Genomic DNA, 21,089 nt, shown 5'->3' on the forward strand with positions numbered 1-21,089 from the left:
CGCCGGGTGAAGGACGGACCCGCAGCACTGACGCTTGTCAGACGGGCAGGAACCGACCATTCCTATTTGCCCCATGTCCTCCGTATTCATAGAGGCAAGATGTCCCATTGTGCATCGCAACATGTCCAATTGTATCCGAACGTATCAACCTGCCGCCACCAGAAGACATCTCTCCTCCCCCAGGTTATTTTAATTCCATGTTTCCTTCATTAAATCACCGCACCCCCCGTCTGATCGTCGTTGATGACGACCCGGACATCCGCGATTTGATGGTCGGACAGCTGCTTCAAGACCATTATGAAGTCCTGTCCGCAGGCAGCGTATCCGAACTCAAGGCAGCGCTCGCCGTTCAGCCAGTCGATCTTATCGTGCTGGACCTTAACCTCCCCGACGGCGACGGCCTCGCCCTCTGCCGCGAACTGCGGGGTCAGGGCAGCGATGTGCGCATCATCATGGTTTCCGCGCGGGGAAGCGCGATTGATCGAGTGCTCGGATTGGAGTTGGGAGCGGACGATTATCTGACCAAGCCTTTCGAACCGCGCGAACTTCTGGTCCGGATCCGCAACCTGCTCCGCCGGACGCAGGTCGATGGCGGTGATCGCCAGCGCGACAAGGGTGCGCGCCTTGCCCGTTTCGGGCCGTGGCGGCTAGACCTGTTCCAGCGGAGGCTGATCGCCGACGATGATCGCCTCGTCATGCTCTCTTCTGCCGAATTCCGACTGCTGTCCCGCTTCATCGAGGACCCCAATATCGTTCTTTCACGCGAACATCTGGTGCCGGAGCGGCGGGCGACGGCAGCGTTCGACCGATCCATTGATCTCCAGGTCAGCCGCTTGCGCCAAAAGCTGGCAAGCGCCCCCGGCGGCGAAGAGCTGATCCTGACGGTGCGCGGCGAAGGATATGTATTCGCCACCCCGGTGTCCTACGAATGATCGGATCGATATCGTCCCGCGCGCGGACTTTCTTCCGGTCGCTAGCCGGCCAGATTTTCCTGCTGCTCACGATCGGCATGTCGCTCGCGGCAATGCTCGCCCTGCTGGTCGCCGAACAGAGCCGCAGCCACGACTTTCAACGCTGGCGAATCCAGCGCGTCGTCGCCAGCGCCGAAGACATCGGGCACCGCCTGCAGCGAGATCCGCAGCGCGTGGAGGCCATGCTGGCGGCGCAGCAGATCATGGGCGCAGCCGCAGCGCCCGAAGGCATCGCCGTCGCTGAACCTGACGCGGCGCTGGCCAGTGCGCTCAGGGCGCGGTTCGGCCCGGCTTCAAACCCGGAAGCGAGCCAGGTTCCTACCGGTCTTTGCTTTCCCGCTCTGCATTATAATCCGTCGGAGCGTGCCGCTGGCGTCATCGATGCGCCGCGGCCGGATTGTTGGATCGTACGCTTCACCGACAGTACCGGAGCCCGCCGATCGATGGCGCTCAATCTGCCGCGTTTGGCGAGGCCCCCCAGCATGGTGGCAAACCCGCTCTACATGCTGCTGATCGTGATCGCCTCTGCTGGTCTGGCGATCATCGTGGCCCGCATTGTGGCGGAGCCGCTGCGCCGTCTGGAGCATGCGGCCGAAGCCTTCTCCGTTTCCCTTGACCCGGAGGAGATACCCGAAAGTGGTCCAGAGGAGGTGAGGGCGGCGCTATCGACCTTCAATCTGATGCAACGCCGCGCGCGCGCGGGATTCGCGGAGCGGACGCAGTTGCTCGCCGCTATCAGCCACGATCTGCAAACGCCGCTCACCAGGCTGCGTCTTCGTCTCGAGCTTGTCGAGAATGAAGAATTGCGGACGCGCCTGTTACACGACCATCAAGCGATGCAGACGTTGGTGCGGGAAGGGCTGGACCTCGCCGCAAGTACGGAAGCGCAAGAAGAATGGTCGGTCATCGACATCGACTCCCTACTGGAAAGCATGGTCGAGGACGCGCAGGATTTGGGTGCGCCCTTGCGCTTCACCGGGGGCTGTGGAGGCACCGTACGCGTCAAGCCCAACGCGCTTAGCCGCTGCATCAGCAACCTTGTCAGCAACGCGATCAAATATGGTGGCAGCGCGGAAATCGGATGCTCGCGCCAGGGCGGGCGTGTCTTGATCTACGTTCGCGACCGGGGTCCCGGCATCCCACCCGATCAACTCGATCAAATGTTCGAGCCCTTCACGCGCGGCGCTGCGGGTCAGCCGGGCGGACGGCCGGGGACCGGTATCGGCCTGACCATCGCGCGCTCATTGGCGCTAACATTTCAAGGATCGGTCCGCCTCGCCAACGCAGAGGATGGCGGGCTGATCGCGATTATAGAAATGAAGGGCTGATCTCGACCCTGTGCGTCGCCAAGCGGTCCGCCTCCGCCGGATTATGCGTCACATAGACGATAGGAAGGCCAAGCTCGTCGCGGATGCGCAGAATGACATCGATGATCTCGTTACGTCGGGCAGGATCGATCGAAGCGAGCGGCTCGTCCATCAGCAGCGCGCGGGCGCCAGACAGCAGCGCCCGGCCGATCGCCACCCGCTGGGCTTCTCCGCCGGACAGGCTATGGGGCCAGCGGATGAGCAGATGCTCGATGCCAAGGAACACGACTACTTCTTCCAGGGACATCCAACGATCCTCCGGCAGAGCCAGTCGATAACCGTAAAGCAGGTTTGCCCGAACCCGAAGATGGGGAAACAAGCGGCCGTCCTGAAACACGTAGCCCAGTCGGCGGCGATATGCAGGCCGGTCGATGGCCTTGGCGGCATCGAACAGCATGTCCCCGGCGATGGTCACATGGCCCTCGTCCGGCCGCAGCAGCCCCGCCATCATGTTCAGAACCGACGTCTTGCCTGCGCCGGATGGCCCCGACAGCAGGGTCAGCCCAGCCGGGGCGACGAACCGAGCCTCTATAAGATGCCCCCCCAGCCTTTTCCGAACATCGACATCAAAGGACATGGCCGTTCCGTTCCAATCGCAGGCGACGGCTGAGGGCTTCTGAAAGCAAGAGTGCGCCTAGCGACAGAGCGATGGAGATCAGTGCTAGACGCCAGACGGCCGCATCGGCGCCGGGCACCTGCAACGCACTATATATCGCGATGGACAATGTGCGGGTTTCGCCGGGTATGTTGGACACGAAGGTGATGGTTGCTCCGAACTCCCCGATCGAGCGGGCAAAGCCCAAGATGAAGGCGGTCGCGATGCCGGGCAGCGACAAAGGCAACAGGATGGTAAAGAAACTATAGGCGGGACTGGCCCCCAAAGTGCGCGCGGCATCTTCTATGCGGTGATCGACGGCTTCAATCGACAAACGTATCGCCCGTACCATCAGTGGCAGCGCCATGATCCCGGCCGCGATAGCTGCGCCGGTCCAGCGGAACATGACCGTGAGGCCGAGCCAATGTTCCAGCACGCTGCCGATCGGACCGGCTGGACCAAAGGCCATCAGCAACAGCCATCCTATCACCACGGGCGGCAGTACCAGCGGCAGATGCACGGCCGCATCGAGCAGCAGCTTGCCCGGAAAGCGCCCCCGTGCCAGCGCCCAGGCTAAAGCGAAGGCGAAAGGCAGCATCATGAGAACAGCGGCCAGGCTGACCTTCAGCGACAGGCGCACAATCTCCCACTCTTCAGCGCTGAGCAGCATCGCGCTTACGGTGTCCCAAAGCCATAGCGGCGGAAGATCGCTTTACCTTGAGGAGATAGCAGAAAGTGGCGGAAACCAGCGGCGTCTCGGTGAGTCGAGCGGGTCAGTAGCGCCAGCGGGTAGGTGATCGGCGGATGGCTGGCGGCGGGAAAGATACCCGCGATCCGCACCGATTTAGTCGCGCGGGCGTCGGTCTCATAGACGATGCCGAAGGGAACCTGGCGCCTTTCCACCATGGCCAGGGCGGAGCGCACATTTTCCGCTGCTGCAATCCGGTTGGATAGCGCGGGCCAGACGCCCAGCGTAGTTAGCGCCGCCTTCCCATATTTGCCTGCTGGAACGCTCTCAGGATCGGCCATGGCCAGTCGTCCGGCGCCTACTGCGCGGGCGAGCGGAAAACCGCGCCGGATCGAAATCCTGCTCCGCTGATCCGCTGGCGCAACCAGGACGAGCCGATTGGTGAGGAAAGAGACGCGCGTGCCCCGCATTACCAGCCTCTTAGCCGCCAGGGCATCCATCCACGGCTCATCTGCCGACAGGAACATGTCGGCAGGCGCGCCTGCTTCGATCTGGCGGGCGAGCGCGGAAGAAGCCGCGAACGATAGAACCGGGCGATCATGGCCCCGCGCGGCCCAGGCATCGGCAGCGGCCGTCAACGACTCCTGAAGGCTCGCGGCGGCAAGAACCAAAGGCCCGCGGTCACGCGCTATGGCGGGCTGACACGGGGCGGCCACCAGAAGGAGGATCAGCAGGTAAAGGAAGCGGCGCATAGATTGTCCAGCTGACAGGATATATATATTTGCTGCTATACAGCGCTTCAGCACCAAGGCGACGGGTAAATTCCCTGCCATGCCTTGAATATCACTCGCGCGGCAGGGAAAGTCGGCGGCGCTGCGCGGCAAGCGCTTCGCCGGCGAGTGGTGGTCGTTGCTTGGCGGCCTTGCCCTTGCGGAGACGTTTGCGGTCCTTCTCGTCCGGATCAGCCAGACGCACCTGCACGGCGGCATGCCCTTGCCGATCGATGCCCAGCAACTTGGCGGCTCCGCGCGACAAATCGATGATGCGGCCCGGGGCGAACGGGCCACGATCGTTGACGCGAACCAATATCGTGCGGCCGCTCGTCAGTTCCGACACTTCGACGTAGGAAGGTAGCGGCAGCGTCGGATGAGCGGCGCTGATCCCGTCAGGGCGAAATTTTTCCCCACGCGCAGTCCGATTCCCGGATTCATGTCCGTACCAACTCGCATAGCCGACTTCATCGTAACCGGGCTGTTCGGCAGGGACATAAGCGACTCCGCGCGCTGTATAAGGCCGCCCGATCCGCACCGGAGTGTCGGAAACAGGTTGATAGGAAGCGCAGCCGGCGGCGAGCAGCGAAAGGAGCGGGAGGAAGCGGTGGAGAGCTGGCATGGCTGTCCCATAACGTGGCGGCCAAGGCAGGGGCAATCCGCTTCCGCCACAAAGTCTTAACTCGCGATTTCAGGGCGGTAGTAGCAGCGCTGTGTCAACTCTCCGAAAGGCGATGTCGCTGTTGCTCCTAATGGTCATCCGACAGCATTAAGCGCAATGGCGGGCGTGGCCGCGCGAGCTAAGGTGGTCCTCAGCCGCGGGCGCCCGGGGAACCCGCGCTATTCGCAGGGTTCCCCCCAGATCCCTGCGAGACTGGGCCCGGCTGCCCCGACCATCATAAGTCGAAGGCATACAGCCGGGCCCAACTGTCTCGATATGAATTCCCGGGATGACGCGCAGGCCCCTTCAGGTCTTGGGGCGTAAATCCTTTTGCTGGTCCGCGTCGTCGATCGCCTTTATCAACTCATCGAAAGCGCCATCGCGAGGGATCGGGAAAAGTCGTGAGAAATTCTCGCCAAGCCGCCGAACATCGTCCTGCGTCAACAGTCCGATTGCGATAATAGGGTCACGGGTGTCCATTTAGACCCCTCCTGACTGGCGATAACGACGCAAAAGCCATCTGGTGCCAAGCTGTTGCGCTGGAATGGCAATAATCTGCTTTAACCTGTTGGATGTCTGCCGCATCAGGAGGTCCGCCACCTGGAACGTGCAGCGTCATATTTCTGACGCTCGCGTTCGGCGCGTTCTTCCAGTTGCTGGAAAGCTCGCGCCTGTTTTTCGCGCAGTTCCCGGATCTCCGCTTTAAGGCGCGCCAGTCGTTCTTCTAGCGCCGCCATAGCCGACTTCGCCGCATTCTGTTCCTGAACAAGGGCCTCTTCCACTTCGTCCAGCGCCTTGCGGCTCGGCTTGGACGGGGCGCTGGCTGTCTAACGCGTGTCTTGGCCTCCGTCTTTGTCGATGTTGTCTTCTTCCCCGGCGCTTGCTGCACTTTGTTGAGGGAGGCGAAATGTTCGGCTGCGCTGGCGCGTGGGCGCTTGATGACTTTGCCCGGCTCGGCGAGCGGATCTTTGATTAGCTGGGGATCGCTGACCTGCTCGGCAGCACCGCGTGCGAAGAGATTCGCATCGGCTCCCCACGCTTCCAGCGCAGCCTTCAGGCTCGGCGCGGCGACATACGCGTCGTAAAGCCTTTAGGCTGTGAAATACTTTTAGAGCGCGAGCCATGCCGATTGAACGCTTCGGCTCGCTTCGGCTCGCTTCGGCTCGCTTCGGGATGCTTCCCGCGCCCATATTCGCGGCAAGTTGGGAAACTGGGTCGCACCGACGCGTTGGAGAGTGTCAGCAAAAAAAGGAGCAGCCGGTGCAAGAAGATAGGAAGAGCGGCCAATCGGCCGACCAACCAGCGGAGGGCCGGAACGACATTCCCGCACCTGAACGCGGTTCGCCGCACAGCGAGCCGGATCAGGAGAGCGGCGAAGCGGAGGAGAAGATCGAAAAAGGCGAGGTCAAGGACTCCAATCCCCTTGCGCCGCCGGTGAACACGCAGGCGGGCAGTTGATTGCGAGACTGAGCATGCTCCGCCCTGGCGTTCAGCTGCTGCTCTTTGTTTCCTCTGGCCAGTAGAGCCGCATTGGATTGTCGATCAGCAGCTTGCGCTGCAGGTCGGCGGTCGGCGCTATGCGCGGAATGATGTCCACCAATGCGCCGTCGTCCGGGGTCGCCTTTTCCATGTTGGGATGCGGCCAGTCGGTCCCCCAAAGCACGCGATCCTGATAGTCCGCGACCAGGGGCGCAACGGCGCAGGCGAAATCGTCCCAGGGCGGCCCGTGGGGATCGAGCCGGTCGGGGCAGGTGACTTTCGTCCAGATATCTTCGCGGCTGTCGAGCAGCGATCGGAAGGCGCGCATGTCGGCACCGTCCGGCCCTTGAGACACGTCAGGGCGGCCCATATGGTCGATCACGATCAGGGTTGGAATGGCATTTAGGAAGGGGCGCATCTCTTCCAATATGGCCGCTTCGAAATAGACGACCACGTGCCAGCCGAACGGTTGGATGCGATGCGCAACCTCCAGGAACTTGTCCTTTGGGGCGTTATCGACAAGGCGCTTGAGGAAGTTGAAGCGTACGCCCCGAATGCCGCCTTCATGCAGCTTTTCAAGCTCTGCGTCACTGATAGCGGGATCGACCACCGCGACGCCGCGCGCCCTGCCGTTCGACTTTGCGATGGCGTTCAGGGTGGCGGCATTATCGGTGCCGTGGCAGCTCGCTTGAACAATTACGTTACGGGAAAAGCCCAGGCGATCTCGCAGGGCAAAGAGCATGTTAGGTCCTGCGTCTTCAGGCAGATATTTGGCCTTCGGACTAAAAGGAAACTGCGCCATCGGGCCAAAAACATGGCAATGCGCATCGACCGCGCCGGGCGGTGGCGTGAAGCGGGGGACGGACGGGTTGCAATGCCAAGAGACGATACGATCCGTCATGCGAAGACTTCCCCATCCATCAATTTGCGGGCCGTGCGCAGCATGGCGGCGCTGGCGACGTTGCCCTGATCGTCCAGTTCCATGACGCAAGTGGTTTCGCCAGTGGGATGTTCGACCGAGAGCGTCTTGCGGCTGCCTTCGGGAATGACGGCTACTTCTGCGGCGGGGGAGCCTTCGATGAGGCAGGCGGTGGCGACGCTGACGGCACCAAGAACCCCTATGGAGGCATGGGCCCGGTGGGGAATGAAGCTGCGCACCGTTATTGCTCCGCCATTGCGGGGCGGGGCGACGAGCATCATCTTGGGCACGGACTTTTCCCGGACATCGCCCAGGTTCATCCGCTCGCCGACAGCCAGGCGTATCTTTTCGATGCGGGCTTTAAGGATTGCGTCATTGTCGAGCGTGTCGCGGTCTTCATAGCCGGTAATGCCGACATCCGCGGCCTTCATGACAACGCAAGGCATGCCATTGTCGATCAGGGTGACAGGCACGCCTTCGACTTCATCGGTGGCATTGCCGGTAGGGAGCAGCGCGCCGCAGGAGGAGCCGGCCGTGTCGCGGAACTCCAGCGGGATGGCGGCTGCGGCACCGGGGACGCCGTCGATCCGGGCATCGCCATCATAGCGAACCCTGCCACCCGGAGTCTGGATCGTGGCGATGGCGATCTGGCCGCTATTTTCCATGTAGATTGCGACGCGGGTTTCGCCTTCTCGGGCGGCGACTAGGCCACGCTCTATGGCGAAGGGACCGACGCCCGCGAGAATGTTGCCGCAATTTTGTGCGTCGGTGACGATCGCCTGATCGACGAAGACTTGGAGGAAGAGATAGTCCACATCGACACCGTCGCGGGAGGACTTGCTGACGACCGCCACCTTGCTGGTCAGGGGATCGGCGCCGCCCATACCGTCTATCTGGCGCGGGTCGGGGGAGCCCATGACGCGCAGGAGGAAGGCGTCGCGGGCGGCAGTGTCCGAGGGCAGGTCTTCGGCGAGGAAATAGCCGCCCTTCGACGTGCCGCCACGCATCCACATGACGCGGGCTGAGCTTTGGTGCTCAGACATATTTCAGGCCCATTTCTTCAAGGCGCGGGCGCATATTGTAGATGTCGAGGCCAAGTTCCCCGGCAGCGAGGCGGGCGCGCTTGGCTTCTTCGGCGGCTTCGCGGGCTTGGGCTTTTTCGAGGATGGCGGCGGCGTTGGCGCGGGGGACGATGCAGACGCCGTCATCGTCGGCGATGATGACGTCGCCGGGATTGACGAGGGCGTTGGCGCAGACGACGGGCACGTTGACGCTACCAAGCGTCGCCTTGATCGTGCCCTGGGCGTGGATAGCTTTCGACCAGACAGGGAAGTTCATGGCGGTGAGATCGCGAATGTCGCGGACGCCAGCATCGACGACGAGGCCGCGGCAGCCGCGGGCTTGGGCGGAAGTGGCGAGGAGGTCGCCGAAATAGCCGTCGGTGCAGGGGCTGGTCGGGGCGAGGAGGAGGATGTCGCCTTCGCGAAGCTGTTCGATCGCGACATGGACCATCCAGTTGTCGCCGGGAGGGGCGGAGATCGTGACGGCGCTGCCTGCAATGCGGGCGCCGGGGTAGATGGGACGCATATAGGGGGCGAGAAGTCCGCTTCGGCCCTGGGCTTCGTGGACGGTAGCGACACCGCAATGGGCAAGGCCGTCGATGACGGAAAGGTCCGCTCTGTCGATGTTTTGGACGACTATGCCGGACATGATTTTCTTCCCTCTCCTGCGAAACCAGGAAGGAAGTGGCGAAAAGAATGGAGTTGCTCAAATTTGAACTGTGCCCTTCCTATTAGATTTTGCTAAGTCTTTTCCATGAATCCTGACCAGTTCAATATCCGGCACCTGGCTGCCATGGCCGCTGTGGTGGAGCAAGGGAGCGTCAGCCTGGCGGCGCGGGCGGTGAATTTGACGCAGCCGGCTGTGACGCAAGGCATTGCGAAACTGGAGGCGCAACTTGGCCTGACCTTGTTCGAGCGGCAGCCGGGCGGCATGGCCCCGACCGAAGCAGCGATCCGTTTCGCGCCGCGGGTCGAGGCGGCGCTGCGGCTGATCGGGAGCAGTCGGGTGACGGCGGCGCAGATACGGGCTTTCGTCGCGCTGGCGCAGGCAGGAAGTTATGCGGCAGCGGCGGCCGAGGCGAGGGTGACGGAGCCGTCGCTACACCGGGCGGTTGGCGATCTGGGGCTGGCGATGGGATACAGGCTGGCGGACCGGAGGGGACGCGGGCTGGTGCTGACGCGGCAGGGCGCAGTGCTGGCGCGGCGGCTACGGCTTGCGCTGGCGGAGCTGCGGTCGGGGTTGGATGAACTGGCGGAACTGAAAGGCCAGGAGAGCGGACGGATTGTCGTGGGCGCGATGCCGTTGTCGCGCGCGCGGCTGCTGCCCCGGGCGATCAGCGCCTTTCGCAAGGATTTTCCACAGGTGCATATCAGCGTGCATGAAGGGTCGCACGCGGAACTCGTCGGGCCGCTGCGCGATGGCGAGGTGGACATGATGATCGGCGCACTGCGCGACCCGTCGATCGGACAGGATCTGGATCAAAGGCCGTTGTTCGAGGACAGGCCGACCATATTGGCGCGGGCGGGGCACCCGCTGGCGAAGGGGTGGGACGCGGACGCACTGCGCCGATATCCATGGATTTTGCCGCCCGAGGGTGCGCCGCTGCGGCGACTGTGGCGGCATATGTTCGAGGCGCTCGGCGGCGATTTGCCTGCAGTGCCGATCGAATGCGGGTCGGTGATGACAATCCGGGAACTGCTGGTGAGCGGGGACTATTTGACGATGCTGTCGATCGATCAGTTGGCGCTGGAGCTGAATGCCGGGCTGGTGACGGATATTGGTCCGGCGCCGGGAGCTATCAGCCGGACGATCGGCCTCACCACGCGCGCCGATTGGCGGCCGACCCGGTTGCAGCAGCGTTTCATGGCAGCGGTGGAGACCGAGGTCGCGGATATCAATTCGTAATTTCTTATAGCGGAGCCATGGATTCGATTGGCCGGGGCCGCAGCCTTCGGTCATGGCTGTGCCCATGGAGCAGGAAGTCGGTCTGATCGGGTTTGGCGAGGCGGGTTCGACCTTTGCGATGGCGGGCGCATGGGGCGCACGGGCGCATGTGTTCGACTGCAAGACCGAGAGCGCCGCTGATCGAGACGCGATGCTGGCCGCCTATGCCCAGGCGCATGTGCTGGGCGCGCGCTTCATGGAGGATGCGCTTTCGGGCGTGGGTCTGGTCATTTCGCTGGTCACAGCCGATCAGGCGTTGGACGTGGCCGAGGCGGCGGCCGAATGTCTGACCCCGGGCGCGATCTATTGCGACATGAACAGTGTCGCGCCGCAGACCAAGGAGGCGGCTGCGCGCGCAATCGCGGCGGTGGGGGGCCATTACGTGGATGTTGCGGTCATGGCCCCGGTCCATCCGGCGCGTCTGTCGGTCCCGCTGTTGTTGAGCGGCGCGCGGGCGGAAGAGGCGGCTGCGCGGCTTGGCGCGCTGGGCTTTGCCAATATGCGTGTGGTGGGCGAGGCCGTGGGACGTGCTTCGTCGATCAAGATGATCCGGTCGGTGATGGTGAAGGGGATAGAGGCGCTGACTGCCGAATGTGTGCTGGCGGCGGAGGCTGCGGGCGTGCGTGACGAGGTGCTGGCGTCGCTGGATGCGAGCGAGAAGGCGCGGCCCTGGGCGGAGCGGGCCGATTATAATCTCGACCGGATGCTGGTGCATGGACTGCGGCGCGCGGCTGAGATGGAAGAGGTGGTCAAGACGCTGGAGGGGTTGCGCACCGGCGCTGCGATGACGCGCGGGACGGTGGAGCGGCAGCGGGCGATTGGGGCGTTAGGGGTGAAGGTGGCGCCGGAGGGGCTGGAGGCGAAGCTTGGCGTGATTTCGAAGGACGTCGTCCCGGCGGGGGCTGGGATCTGTTCGGGTGAGGAGGTTTCGGCCTGATCATTTGTTGTTCCTGTCTCCGTTCGTGAGGAAAGGGGCTTCGGCAGGCTCAGCCCGAACGGGGCAGAGGGGGTGATGAATGGACGGACGGATGATGTGGTGCGCCGACCGCCTGAAATGCCAGCGTTGGTTTCGCTGCCCTTGCGGGTCGCGGGCATGACGGAGTGTTGCGGGCTGGTGTTGGTGTAGCTGCGGCATGGGTCCCGGCACCCGCTGGAAGGAAAATTTGCGGCGGGTGACGCGAGAGGGATGGGAAGAGTTGAGACGATGAGCCTGATTATTGACTGCCATGGCCATTATACGGTGCTTCCCAAGGGGCATGACGCCTGGCGGGAGGAGCAGAAGGCGGCGTTCAAGGCGGGCCTCACGCCACCGCCTTATCCTGACATCAGTGACGATGAGATCCGCGATACGATTGAATCGAACCAGCTGCGCCTGATCAAGGAGCGGGGGGCGGACCTGACGATCTTTTCCCCGCGCGCTTCGGCCATGGCTCCGCATGTGGGGGATGCGGCTGTGGCGAAGGAATGGGCGATGCGGTGCAACGACCTGATCGCGCGGGTGGTGGCGATGTTTCCCGAGAAATTTGTTGGCGTGTGCATGCTGCCGCAGTCGCCCAAGGCCGACATGGCGAACAGCATCGCGGAACTGGAACGCTGTGTCACCGAATTGGGCTTTATCGGCTGCAACCTCAATCCCGATCCGGGCGGCGGGCATTTTCAGCATCCGCCACTGACGGACCGCTATTGGTATCCCTTTTACGAGAAGATGGTCGAGCTGGACGTTCCGGCGATGATCCATGTGTCAGGCAGCTGCAACCCGGCAATGCACGCGACCGGCGGCTATTATATCGCGGCGGACACGATCGCCTTCATGCAGTTGCTGGAAGGCGATCTGTTCAAGGATTTCCCGAAGCTGCGCTTCATCATTCCGCATGGCGGGGGCGCAGTGCCCTATCATTGGGGGCGCTATCGCGGCCTGGCCGACATGCTGAAGAAGCCGAGCCTCGACACGCATCTGATGAACAACATCTTCTTCGACACATGCGTCTATCATCAGCCGGGCATCGACCTGCTCGCCGACGTGATCGACAACAAGAATATCCTGTTCGGGTCGGAAATGGTGGGTGCGGTGCGCGGGATCGATCCGACGACCGGCCATTATTTCGACGATACCAAACGCTATGTCGATGCGCTGGATATCGGCGAGGCCGAGCGGCACGCGATTTTCGAAGGCAATGCGCGGCGCGTCTTCCCCCGGCTGGACGCGCAGTTGAAGGCGCGCGGCCTGTGAGTTTCCGAACGAACCAACTATCCCCTTGGGGGGTAGGTTCATCTCCCGCCCCTGAGTTGGAAGGCAGGGGCGGGAGATGGATTTCACGGAGCCGTGTGCAATGAGTTGGATAACGGACGCCTGGTATGTCGCGGCGTGGGACGGAGAAGTCGGCCGCGAGCCGATGGCGCGGACCATCTGCGGCAAGCCGGTGATGCTCTATCGCAAGCTGGACGGGACGCCGGTCGCGATGCGCGATGCCTGTCCGCATCGCATGTTGCCCCTGTCGATGGGGATCAAGGAGGGGGACAGCATCCGCTGCCGCTATCATGGGCTGAAGCTGGGGGCTGACGGCTGTGCGGAAGAAATGCCGTTGCGCACTGATCCGGTGAACAAGGGCATATGCGCGGAAACTTTCGCGGTGGTGGAGCGGCATCGCTTCATCTGGCTGTGGGTCGGGGATAAAGCGAAGGCTGATCCGAACCTGATCCCGGATTTCTGGCCGTGCAGCGCGCCGGGATGGGTGTTTGACGGCGGCTATGATCCGGTCGCCTGCGATTACCGGCTGATGATCGACAACCTCATGGACCTGACCCACGAAACCTATGTGCATTCGGGCTCCATCGGCCAGATCGAATTGATGGAAGCGCCCATCGAAACGCGGGTGGAAGGCGACGGCGTGTTCGTCAGCCGGTGGATGCCGGGCGTCGAGCCGCCGCCATTCTGGCGACTGGCGCTGGGTCGGGATTGCAAGGTCGATCGCTGGCAAGTGTGCCAGTTCGTCGCGCCTTCCAACGTGATGATCGATGTGGGGGTGGCTCCGGTCGAGATGGGGCTGACGCTGGCGGATCATGATGCCGGGACGCGAGGCTTCGTGATCGATGCGATCACCCCTGAAAGCGAGACGAGCATGCATTATTTCTGGGGGATGGCGCGCAATTTCCTGACCGATGATCCAGGCTTTACGGTGCGGTTCAAGACGCAGCAGGGCGGCGTGTTCGCGCAGGACCTGGAGGTGCTGGAGGCGCAGCAGCGCTCTATTGCGGCCAATCCAGACATCAAGCTGCGCGGATATAATATCGACGAAGGCGGGGTGCGCGCCCGGCGCGTGATCGACCGGCTTCGCAAGGCAAAGGAGGCGATGGCCGCATGAGCGACATTCACGACTATCTCGCCGAGTTCGACGATATTCCCGGCACGCGCGTCTATACCGCCAAGCGGGCGCGACAGGGATATTGGATGAACCAGTTCGCCATGAGCCTGATGAAGGCGGAAAATCGCGAGCGATGGAAGGCGGATGAGCGCGGCTATATCGACCAATGGCCGATGAGCGAGGAGCAGAAGCTGGCCATTTTGGACCGCGACTATAATCGCTGTCTGGATCTGGGCGGGAACATCTATTTCCTGGCGAAGGTGTTTTCGACCGATGGCCTCAGCTTCCTGCAGGCGGTGGGCACGATGACGGGGATGAGCCCCGAAGATTATCAGGCGATGATGATCGCCGGGGGGCGCTCTCCTCAAGGCGTCCGATCGATCAGGGAGAAGCGTTGATGGCCCGCATTACAGCTGGCGTTGCGACCAGCCATGTGCCCGCGATCGGCGCGGCGATGGACAATGGGAAGGTGGACGAGCCCTATTGGGCGCCGCTGTTCGCGGGCTATGACTGGTCGCGCCAGTGGATCGCGCAGGAAAAGCCCGATGTGGTCGTGCTGGTCTATAATGACCATGCGTCCGCGTTCGACATGAAGATCATTCCGACCTTCGCGATCGGCTGCGCGGACCATTATGGGATCTGCGACGAGGGTTGGGGGCCGCGGCCGGTGCCCGACGTTGAAGGGCATGCGGACCTTGCCTGGCACATTGCGCAGAGCCTGATCCTGGACGAGTTCGACATGACCATCATCAACGAGATGGATGTCGATCATGGGCTGACCGTGCCTTTGAGCCTGATGTTCGGGCAGCCGGACAGCTGGCCGGTGAAGGTCATTCCGCTGGCGGTGAATGTCGTCACCTATCCGCCGCCGACGGGTAATCGCTGCTGGATGCTGGGCGAGGCGATCGCGCGGGCGGTGGAGAGTTTCCCCGAGGATCTGAACGTGCAGATATGGGGCACGGGCGGCATGAGCCATCAGTTGCAGGGACCGCGCGCGGGGCTGATCAATGCGGAATGGGACAATCGCTTCCTGGACATGATGAGCGCCCAGGATGACGGGACTCTGCGGGCTATTCCGCATATCGAATATCTGCGGGAGACGGGCTCTGAAGGGATCGAGATGGTGATGTGGCTGGTGATGCGCGGAGCGCTGGGGCGAAACGTCAAGGTGCTGCATCGCCATTATCATGTGCCCGCGAGTAATACGGCTGTGGGGCATTTGGTGCTGGAGCCGCTGGACTGAATTTCCCCTCCCGCTCGCGGGAGGGGTCGGGGGCGGCTTTCGCCTGACCCTCTCAAGCGTTGCAGGCGATTGCCAATGCAGTCGCACCCACCCCCTAACCCCTGCGGGAGGGGGGATAATGAACGGAGTTTTTCTCATGCGTATTGCCCTCGCCGGTGCGGGTGCTTTTGGTGAAAAGCATCTTGATGGCCTGAAGAATATTGACGGCGTGACCGTCACATCGCTGGTCGGGCGCAATCTGGAACCGACGCAGGCGGTGGCGGCGAAATATGGGATCGGCCATGCGACGACCGACCTGGCCGATACGCTGGCGCGGGACGATGTGGACGCGGTGATCCTCTGCACGCCGACGCAGATGCATGCGGCGCAGGCGATCGCGTGCATGGAAGCGGGCAAGCATGTCCAGGTGGAGATACCGCTCGCCGACAGCTGGGCCGACGCGCAGGCGGTGCTCGCCAAGCAGGAGGAGACCGGGCTGACCTGCATGGTTGGGCATACGCGGCGCTTCAACCCGAGCCATCAATGGGTGCACAATCGCGTCCAGGCAGGCGAGTTCAATGTCCAGCAGATGGACGTCCAGACCTATTTCTTCCGCCGGCAGAACATCAACGCGAAGGGCGAGCCGCGGTCGTGGACCGACCATCTGCTGTGGCACCATGCGGCGCATACGGTGGACCTGTTCGCCTATCAGGCGGGGAAGATCGTGGACGCGCATGCGATGCAGGGACCGATCCATCCGGAACTGGGCATCGCGATGGACATGTCGATCCAGTTGAAGAGCGAGACGGGGGCGATCTGCACCCTGTCGCTGAGCTTCAACAATGACGGGCCGCTGGGGACTTTCTTCCGCTATATCGGCGACACCGGCACCTATATCGCGCGCTATGACGATCTGGTGAACGGCAAGGAAGAGCCGATCGACGTGTCCAAGGTGGATGTGTCGATGAACGGGATCGAGCTGCAGGACCGGGAATTTGTCAGCGCCATCCGGGAGGGCCGGGAACCTAACAGCAGCGTAGCGAAGGTGTTTGATTGCTATCGTGTGCTGGGGGAGCTGGAGCGGCAGTTGTGGTAAAGGTGATAGACTAGCTCCGTTCGGGCTGAGCTTGTCGAAGTCCGCGTGCGCCCTTCGACAAGCTCAGGGCGAACGGAGGTTAGCTGCTGAGCAACGGGTGCCGCATCCGCAGGTCGTCCATTAGCGTCTCTATGATCGAAATCTCCTGCGCCGAACCCGTCGGTGTGATCGACCAGTTGCAATGCGGGTGCGTGTCGCGACTGTAGAGGCGGACGCGGCCGATCACCTTGCGCCAATGATGCTTGCTGCGGCCATAGTCGCGGACCAGGCGGGCGACGAGGAGGTCGGTAATCTTGTCAGCTGTCATCTTCGGCTTTCTCTCCGCCGATCCAGCGGCCGGGCAATTCAAGATAGGCTTCCAGTTCGCGCCAGTGGCGGTCCCATCCGGGGCCACGGCGATCCTCCGGCACATAGGCTTCGACCATGCGCCGCGCGCGGGCCACGACATTGCCGGGCGGCGTGCGCAGGCGGTCGAGAATGTGGCGGATGTCCTCGCTCATGACGCGCTGATAGCCCGGCCCTTGGCGGCGCGCCAGTCGCGGGGAGATTGGCCGCTGTGGCGGGTGAAGAAGCGGGAGAAATAGGCGGGGTCCTCAAAGCCTATGGCATAGGCGACCTCCGCCACGGAAAGGTTGGAATAGAGGAGCAGACGCCGCGCTTCGAGCAGCGCGCGCTCGTCCAGCATCGCGGCGGGGGAGAGGCCCGCCACGCGGGCGCAGGCATGGCGGAGCGCGGTTTCGCTGACGCCCAGGGCGCGGGCGTGGATGGCGACGGGTTCCCGGTGGCGGAAGCGTTGTTCGATCCGTTCCCGCAGCCGGGCGACGAGGCGGGCCTGGCGGCCGCCAGTGGTGGCGCTGTCGCCGGAGAGGGCGGCGTGACGCAGAGCCTGCACCATCAGCCAGTGGAGATGCGCTTCGACAGCGGCGCGTTGGCCGGGAGCGGACCAGGCGAGTTCCTGTGCGAGCTGACCGATGCGCCCTTCGACCTTATCCGATTGGGACAGGGCAATGGCGCGGGACGCGCGGAAGAGTGGCTGGAGGTCGGGATCGCGTTCCAGCATGTGGTGGAGATAGCTGTCGGCGATGGTCGTCACCCAGCCGCGGGAGTCCATGTACCAGCTAAAGCCGTGGATGATCCCGGCCGGGATGAGCAGCAGGCAAGGCGCATCGAAGGCGACGCTGTCGCCATCGGCGCGCATGGATCCGCCGCCTTCCGCAATCAGGATGATATGGTTGAGGTCGCGATGGACATGCGGTTGGATTGTCCACTCGCTCGGGCGGGAGCGATCGTCCAGGCTTTCGACATGGACAAAGCCCTCGGCAACGCCGCGCTGGGGCTCTCCATAGAGATAGAAGGTGGGGACAGGCGCGGTCATGGCTGTTGAATCGTCCAAATCATAGGCCAGTTTGACCATGTCCGGCAAGGGCGGCGAGGCGCATCATGAGCGGCACTCATATTGCCGCGATTTCTTATCCCCGATCGATGGCGATCGCTTGGAAATCGCTTTGAAAGCCGGAGAGGAATTGCATGAGAACGCAAGTCGCCATCGTCGGCGCAGGCCCCGCCGGGCTGCTGCTTGGCCATTTGCTGCGCGCCGAGGGGCTGGAAGCGGTGGTCGTCGAGCGCGCATCCGCCGATTATGTGCTGGGCCGCATCCGCGCGGGCGTGCTGGAGCGGACCACGACGGACCTGATGGACAGGCTGGGGCTCGGCGAGCGGATGCATCGCGAGGCGTTGCCGCATGCCGGGTTCCATCTGGCCGATGGCGAAAGGCTGATCCGCATCGACATTGCCGCGCTGACCGGGCGGCAGGTGATGGTATATGGCCAGACCGAATTGACCCGCGACCTGATGGACGCCGCGCCCGGCCGAGGATTAGAGATCATCTACGAGGCGGGCGATGTGGCGCTGCATGATGTGGAGAGCGATGCGCCTTACCTCACCTACAGCAAGGATGGGCGCGAGCATCGCATCGAGGCGGAGTTTATCTGTGGATGCGACGGCTTTCATGGGCCTTCGCGGCAAGCGATCCCGGCACGTGTCGCGACGGCCTATGAGAAGATCTATCCTTTTGGCTGGCTGGGGATATTGGCCGATGTGCCGCCCTGTGACCATGAGCTGATCTACGCCAATCATGAGCGCGGATTTGCGCTGGCGTCGATGCGGTCGGAAAAGCGCAGCCGTTATTATATCCAGGTGCCGCTGGAGGAACGGGTCGAGGATTGGCCGGACGACCGGCTGTGGGATGAACTGGCGGTGCGGTTTGGGCCTGAGGCCGGCGCGCGGATCGTGCGCGGACCCGCGCTGGAAAAGTCGATCGCGCCGCTGCGGTCCTTCGTATTCGAACCGATGCGCCATGGGCGACTGATGCTGGCGGGGGACAGCGCGCATATCGTGCCCCCTACCGGGGCAAAGGGGCTTAACCTCGCGGCTTCAGATGTGTTCTACCTGTCCGATGCGCTGATCGGCTGGTTCGGGCGGTGCGACGCCGATGCAATTGCGGGCTATTCGACGCGGGCGCTCGCGCGGATTTGGAAGGCGGAACGCTTTTCCTGGCAGCTGACGCGGTTGATGCATCGCTTTCCGGACAATGATGCGTTCGACCGGCGGATGCAGTTGGCTGATCTCGACTATATTGCATCGTCGGTGGCCGCGCAGACGACGATCGCGGAAAATTATGTGGGCCTGCCTCTATAGGTCTGTCGTCACAGTTCGTTGGACGAAGGCACGACGATGGTTCGTGTCCTCCGTTCGCGCCAGATGACATAGCAGCCACCTGATCCGATCAGCATCGCGCCCACAACGCCGTTCCATGTCGGAAACGCGTCAAACAACAGGAAGCCCCACAGCATCGCCCAGACGATCTGCAGATAATCAAAGGGTGCAAGCGCCGAAATCGGAGCGAAGCGGACAGCGGCGGTTATCATGATCTGAGCAATGCCGCCCATCAGGCCGCCGAGCGCCAGCGCCACCCATATGGCGGGCGAATGAGCCTGGAACAGGAACGGCATTGGCACTGCCGTCGCGATCACCGATGCAATGTTGAACCAGAAAACGGTCGCCGTAGGACTTTCGGTCTGCCCGATCTGACGCAACGTCATTGTCACCAGCCCTGCGCCCAAGGCGGCGATCAGTGCAACCGCTACGCCCAGCGCCGGAAGCCCGGAGCCGCCGGGACGCACCACGACCAGCACGCCAAGCAGCCCCACGGCGATCGCGCCCCAGCGGTGCCACAGCACCTTTTCCTTGAGGACCAGCGACGAGAGAATTGTGGCGAAAAGCGGCGAGGAGAAACTGATGACGGTGGCCTCCGCCAGCGGCAGCATCGACAGGGCGAGGAAGGTGCAGAACATGACGCTGAGCCCGAGCGCGCTGCGGGTTGCATGCGCGCCGGGCCGCTTCGTCCGGACAGCGGCGATGCCGCCGCCGACCATCACCCACAAAATGATCGTCGGAAGCGAGAAGAGGTTGCGGTAGAAAAGGATTTCAGCGGGGCCAACGCCATGAAGCGTCGCATATTTGAGCGCCGCCATCATCGTGGCGAAGCATGTGACGCCGCCGATGCGCAAGGCTATGCCGCGTCCGCGATGTTCCACCGGAGGAAGTGCGGCGGCGGGCTTCGTGCCGAGCGTGCCTGTTCCGCTTTTCATATCCATCGCTTTTCCTTGGGCGTCGTAAGAAGCGCCCCGCACCTGCACGATAATGACGCGGCGCGGAAGGGCTTCGTTGGCTCAACCGCACTCGTGGAATAAGGGGCTTGGTTAGCCGAGCAGGGCACATGCAGTTTGCACCTTCTCACCTGCACGGCGAAGGATTGCGGCCGGCCGCGGTTTTCAGCGGATATTAAGGCCCAGCTCACCCAATATTTGCGCCGCCTGCTCCCGCGAAATTGTAGCGCCGCGGAAGAGTCCGGCGTCAACCAGACGCAGGCCGCCAAGATCCGCGCCGCGCAAGTCTGCGCCTTCGAAGCGGCAACCCTGCATATTCGCCTCACGCAGGCTGGACTGCTGGAAGCTCGCCTGGCGGAAATCACATTTGCGCAGGTCCGCTTGCGAGAAGTCCATGCGGGTCAGCGTTGCTCGCCGGAAGGAGAGGCCGGGCAGCTTGGCGTCGATGAGCAGGGTCTCTTCGAAATGGAAATCGACCCCCCGCACATCGGTAAGGTCTGCCCCGGTGAGCTTGCATTGTCCGAACTTTGCGCCCTCCAGCACTGTCCGCTTGAAGGACGCATTGTTGAAGTCGCTGGCGGCGACGGCCGCTTCGCTGAGGTCGCATCCTGTCAAGTTCGCGAACGCCGCGCGGCAGGATCGCCAGCGCGTGCGTTCTAGCTTCGCCCCGCTGAAATCCGTTTTCCGCAGATTGCAGCGTTCGAAAGACCAATCGGATAGATCGAGGCGCGAAAGATCTGCGTCCGACAGGTCGCACTGGATGAGCGACTGTGGTCCCTCAAGCTGTTGGAGGGTTTCACGGTCGAGCGTTCGGTCACATATCGGAGGCCCGTGTTCAGGGCTCATCGACATGCTCCGCGAACGCAGTCAGTTATCGCAATATTCCCAGCGGCCCGCGTTGCAGGCGGCGACGGCGCGACGCCATGCAGCCATCTGGCGCGAATAGTCGGCGCGCGCGTCTGCATAGTCGCCCTGATTGCCGCTTTGCGCCTGCCGATAATTTTGCATCATCCGGGCGTCGCGTTCGCGGACATAGGCCAGCTGCTGCTGGTTCATACGCTTGATGATCGCACGGTCGCGCGCGCGCGCCGCTGCGCTCCGCATCGTCGGATCATTCGGATCGTCAGCCAGCGCCGCCGATGGCGCGAGCGCCGCGCACGCCGCCGCGATGCAAATGGATATACTGAACTTCATCGGTTCCGCCCCCCTCATCCCTTATTCGCCTATTTGCTTTCCGTTTCTGCAACGTCAATCGATTTGCGACGAGCGGCGGGAGCATCGCCAA

The 21,089-nt window shown here is 63.0% G+C and carries 26 protein-coding genes; 11 read left to right on the plus strand and 15 right to left on the minus strand.

Going from position 1 to position 21,089, the window contains the following annotated elements; translation table 11 throughout:
• Positions 1 to 197: 197 nt before the first annotated feature.
• The gene (locus ACFO3E_RS11570) at positions 198 to 932 is read left to right on the plus strand and encodes a response regulator (RefSeq protein WP_066531205.1); all 735 of its coding nucleotides are present in this window, start codon (positions 198 to 200) and stop codon (positions 930 to 932) included.
• A complete protein-coding gene (locus ACFO3E_RS11575; protein WP_380804850.1) occupies positions 929 to 2,299 on the plus strand; it encodes an ATP-binding protein in 1,371 nt (456 codons plus the stop codon). The genes ACFO3E_RS11570 and ACFO3E_RS11575 overlap by 4 nt, the downstream gene beginning before the upstream one ends.
• Here ACFO3E_RS11575 and ACFO3E_RS11580 read toward each other — a convergent pair.
• The 6 genes from ACFO3E_RS11580 to ACFO3E_RS11605 form a co-directional block, all read right to left on the minus strand.
• Positions 2,280 to 2,915, minus strand: a complete 636-nt coding sequence (locus tag ACFO3E_RS11580; RefSeq protein ID WP_066531209.1) for an ATP-binding cassette domain-containing protein — start codon at positions 2,913 to 2,915, stop codon at positions 2,280 to 2,282. The genes ACFO3E_RS11575 and ACFO3E_RS11580 overlap by 20 nt on opposite strands.
• Positions 2,905 to 3,603 (minus strand): molybdate ABC transporter permease subunit, encoded by a 699-nt coding sequence (modB, locus tag ACFO3E_RS11585; protein ID WP_380804853.1) that lies wholly within the window; start codon positions 3,601 to 3,603, stop codon positions 2,905 to 2,907. Before modB ends, ACFO3E_RS11580 begins: the two co-directional genes overlap by 11 nt.
• Before the next feature lie 5 nt (positions 3,604 to 3,608).
• A complete protein-coding gene (gene modA, locus ACFO3E_RS11590) occupies positions 3,609 to 4,373 on the minus strand; it encodes a molybdate ABC transporter substrate-binding protein (protein WP_380804856.1) in 765 nt (254 codons plus the stop codon).
• 91 nt (positions 4,374 to 4,464) lie between these two features.
• The gene (locus ACFO3E_RS11595) at positions 4,465 to 5,013 is read right to left on the minus strand and encodes a septal ring lytic transglycosylase RlpA family protein (RefSeq protein WP_066531215.1); all 549 of its coding nucleotides are present in this window, start codon (positions 5,011 to 5,013) and stop codon (positions 4,465 to 4,467) included.
• A gap of 345 nt (positions 5,014 to 5,358) precedes the next feature.
• Complete coding sequence (locus ACFO3E_RS11600; RefSeq protein WP_156518685.1) at positions 5,359 to 5,532, minus strand: hypothetical protein; 174 nt, start codon at positions 5,530 to 5,532, stop codon at positions 5,359 to 5,361.
• A gap of 104 nt (positions 5,533 to 5,636) precedes the next feature.
• Entirely contained in the window at positions 5,637 to 5,834 is a 198-nt protein-coding gene (locus ACFO3E_RS11605; protein WP_225870629.1) for a hypothetical protein, read from the minus strand.
• 478 nt (positions 5,835 to 6,312) lie between these two features.
• Between ACFO3E_RS11605 and ACFO3E_RS11610 the strand changes: the two genes are divergently transcribed.
• Entirely contained in the window at positions 6,313 to 6,510 is a 198-nt protein-coding gene (locus tag ACFO3E_RS11610) for a hypothetical protein (RefSeq protein WP_066531770.1), read from the plus strand.
• Positions 6,511 to 6,541: 31 nt separating this feature from the next.
• Here ACFO3E_RS11610 and ACFO3E_RS11615 read toward each other — a convergent pair whose 3' ends face one another.
• Genes ACFO3E_RS11615 through ligK form a run of 3 tightly spaced genes read right to left on the minus strand, consistent with a single transcriptional unit; the run spans position 6,542 to position 9,160 of the window.
• Positions 6,542 to 7,432: an amidohydrolase family protein gene (locus ACFO3E_RS11615; protein ID WP_380804860.1), complete on the minus strand. Its 891-nt coding sequence runs from the start codon at positions 7,430 to 7,432 to the stop codon at positions 6,542 to 6,544.
• Complete coding sequence (locus ACFO3E_RS11620) at positions 7,429 to 8,493, minus strand: 4-oxalomesaconate tautomerase (protein WP_066531218.1); 1,065 nt, start codon at positions 8,491 to 8,493, stop codon at positions 7,429 to 7,431. The genes ACFO3E_RS11615 and ACFO3E_RS11620 overlap by 4 nt, the downstream gene beginning before the upstream one ends.
• Entirely contained in the window at positions 8,486 to 9,160 is a 675-nt protein-coding gene (ligK, locus tag ACFO3E_RS11625) for a 4-carboxy-4-hydroxy-2-oxoadipate aldolase/oxaloacetate decarboxylase (RefSeq protein WP_380804862.1), read from the minus strand. Before ligK ends, ACFO3E_RS11620 begins: the two co-directional genes overlap by 8 nt.
• A gap of 105 nt (positions 9,161 to 9,265) precedes the next feature.
• On the opposite strand from ligK, the gene ACFO3E_RS11630 reads away from it, so the two are divergent.
• The 7 genes from ACFO3E_RS11630 (at position 9,266) to ACFO3E_RS11660 (ending at position 16,136) form a co-directional block, all read left to right on the plus strand.
• Positions 9,266 to 10,417: a LysR substrate-binding domain-containing protein gene (locus ACFO3E_RS11630; protein WP_066531222.1), complete on the plus strand. Its 1,152-nt coding sequence runs from the start codon at positions 9,266 to 9,268 to the stop codon at positions 10,415 to 10,417.
• A 64-nt stretch (positions 10,418 to 10,481) separates the two neighbouring features.
• On the plus strand, positions 10,482 to 11,393 hold the full coding sequence (locus ACFO3E_RS11635; protein ID WP_380805147.1) for a DUF1932 domain-containing protein: 912 nt from the start codon (positions 10,482 to 10,484) through the stop codon (positions 11,391 to 11,393).
• A gap of 267 nt (positions 11,394 to 11,660) precedes the next feature.
• A complete protein-coding gene (locus tag ACFO3E_RS11640; RefSeq protein ID WP_066531223.1) occupies positions 11,661 to 12,686 on the plus strand; it encodes an amidohydrolase family protein in 1,026 nt (341 codons plus the stop codon).
• A 100-nt stretch (positions 12,687 to 12,786) separates the two neighbouring features.
• On the plus strand, positions 12,787 to 13,818 hold the full coding sequence (locus ACFO3E_RS11645) for a Rieske 2Fe-2S domain-containing protein (protein ID WP_380804866.1): 1,032 nt from the start codon (positions 12,787 to 12,789) through the stop codon (positions 13,816 to 13,818).
• Positions 13,815 to 14,216 (plus strand): protocatechuate 4,5-dioxygenase subunit alpha, encoded by a 402-nt coding sequence (ligA, locus tag ACFO3E_RS11650; protein WP_066531225.1) that lies wholly within the window; start codon positions 13,815 to 13,817, stop codon positions 14,214 to 14,216. Before ACFO3E_RS11645 ends, ligA begins: the two co-directional genes overlap by 4 nt.
• Positions 14,216 to 15,061, plus strand: coding sequence for a class III extradiol dioxygenase subunit beta (locus tag ACFO3E_RS11655; RefSeq protein ID WP_066531227.1), 846 nt, complete (start codon positions 14,216 to 14,218; stop codon positions 15,059 to 15,061). The genes ligA and ACFO3E_RS11655 overlap by 1 nt, the downstream gene beginning before the upstream one ends.
• 136 nt (positions 15,062 to 15,197) lie before the next feature.
• A complete protein-coding gene (locus ACFO3E_RS11660; RefSeq protein WP_066531228.1) occupies positions 15,198 to 16,136 on the plus strand; it encodes a Gfo/Idh/MocA family oxidoreductase in 939 nt (312 codons plus the stop codon).
• Between the two features lie 79 nt (positions 16,137 to 16,215).
• On the opposite strand, the gene ACFO3E_RS11665 is transcribed toward ACFO3E_RS11660, so the two are convergent.
• Genes ACFO3E_RS11665 through ACFO3E_RS11675 form a run of 3 tightly spaced genes read right to left on the minus strand, consistent with a single transcriptional unit; the run spans position 16,216 to position 17,511 of the window.
• Entirely contained in the window at positions 16,216 to 16,443 is a 228-nt protein-coding gene (locus ACFO3E_RS11665; RefSeq protein ID WP_066531232.1) for a hypothetical protein, read from the minus strand.
• On the minus strand, positions 16,433 to 16,636 hold the full coding sequence (locus ACFO3E_RS11670; protein WP_066531235.1) for a hypothetical protein: 204 nt from the start codon (positions 16,634 to 16,636) through the stop codon (positions 16,433 to 16,435). Before ACFO3E_RS11670 ends, ACFO3E_RS11665 begins: the two co-directional genes overlap by 11 nt.
• Positions 16,633 to 17,511 (minus strand): helix-turn-helix domain-containing protein, encoded by an 879-nt coding sequence (locus ACFO3E_RS11675; protein WP_380804870.1) that lies wholly within the window; start codon positions 17,509 to 17,511, stop codon positions 16,633 to 16,635. Before ACFO3E_RS11675 ends, ACFO3E_RS11670 begins: the two co-directional genes overlap by 4 nt.
• A 152-nt stretch (positions 17,512 to 17,663) precedes the next feature.
• Here ACFO3E_RS11675 and pobA point away from each other — a divergent pair, with 152 nt between their 5' ends.
• Positions 17,664 to 18,833 (plus strand): 4-hydroxybenzoate 3-monooxygenase, encoded by a 1,170-nt coding sequence (gene pobA, locus ACFO3E_RS11680; protein ID WP_066531237.1) that lies wholly within the window; start codon positions 17,664 to 17,666, stop codon positions 18,831 to 18,833.
• A gap of 8 nt (positions 18,834 to 18,841) precedes the next feature.
• Here the strand turns inward: pobA and ACFO3E_RS11685 are convergent, their stop codons facing one another.
• The 3 genes from ACFO3E_RS11685 to ACFO3E_RS11695 form a co-directional block, all read right to left on the minus strand.
• Positions 18,842 to 19,786 carry a DMT family transporter gene (locus ACFO3E_RS11685; protein WP_197486365.1) on the minus strand — a complete coding sequence of 315 codons (945 nt, stop codon included), beginning with the start codon at positions 19,784 to 19,786 and terminating at the stop codon, positions 18,842 to 18,844.
• Between the two features lie 183 nt (positions 19,787 to 19,969).
• Positions 19,970 to 20,650, minus strand: coding sequence for a pentapeptide repeat-containing protein (locus tag ACFO3E_RS11690; protein ID WP_197486366.1), 681 nt, complete (start codon positions 20,648 to 20,650; stop codon positions 19,970 to 19,972).
• A gap of 21 nt (positions 20,651 to 20,671) precedes the next feature.
• Entirely contained in the window at positions 20,672 to 20,998 is a 327-nt protein-coding gene (locus ACFO3E_RS11695) for a hypothetical protein (RefSeq protein WP_066531241.1), read from the minus strand.
• Positions 20,999 to 21,089 lie beyond the last annotated feature (91 nt).

The organism is Sphingobium tyrosinilyticum (assembly GCF_042654265.1).
Lineage (GTDB): Bacteria > Pseudomonadota > Alphaproteobacteria > Sphingomonadales > Sphingomonadaceae > Sphingobium > Sphingobium tyrosinilyticum.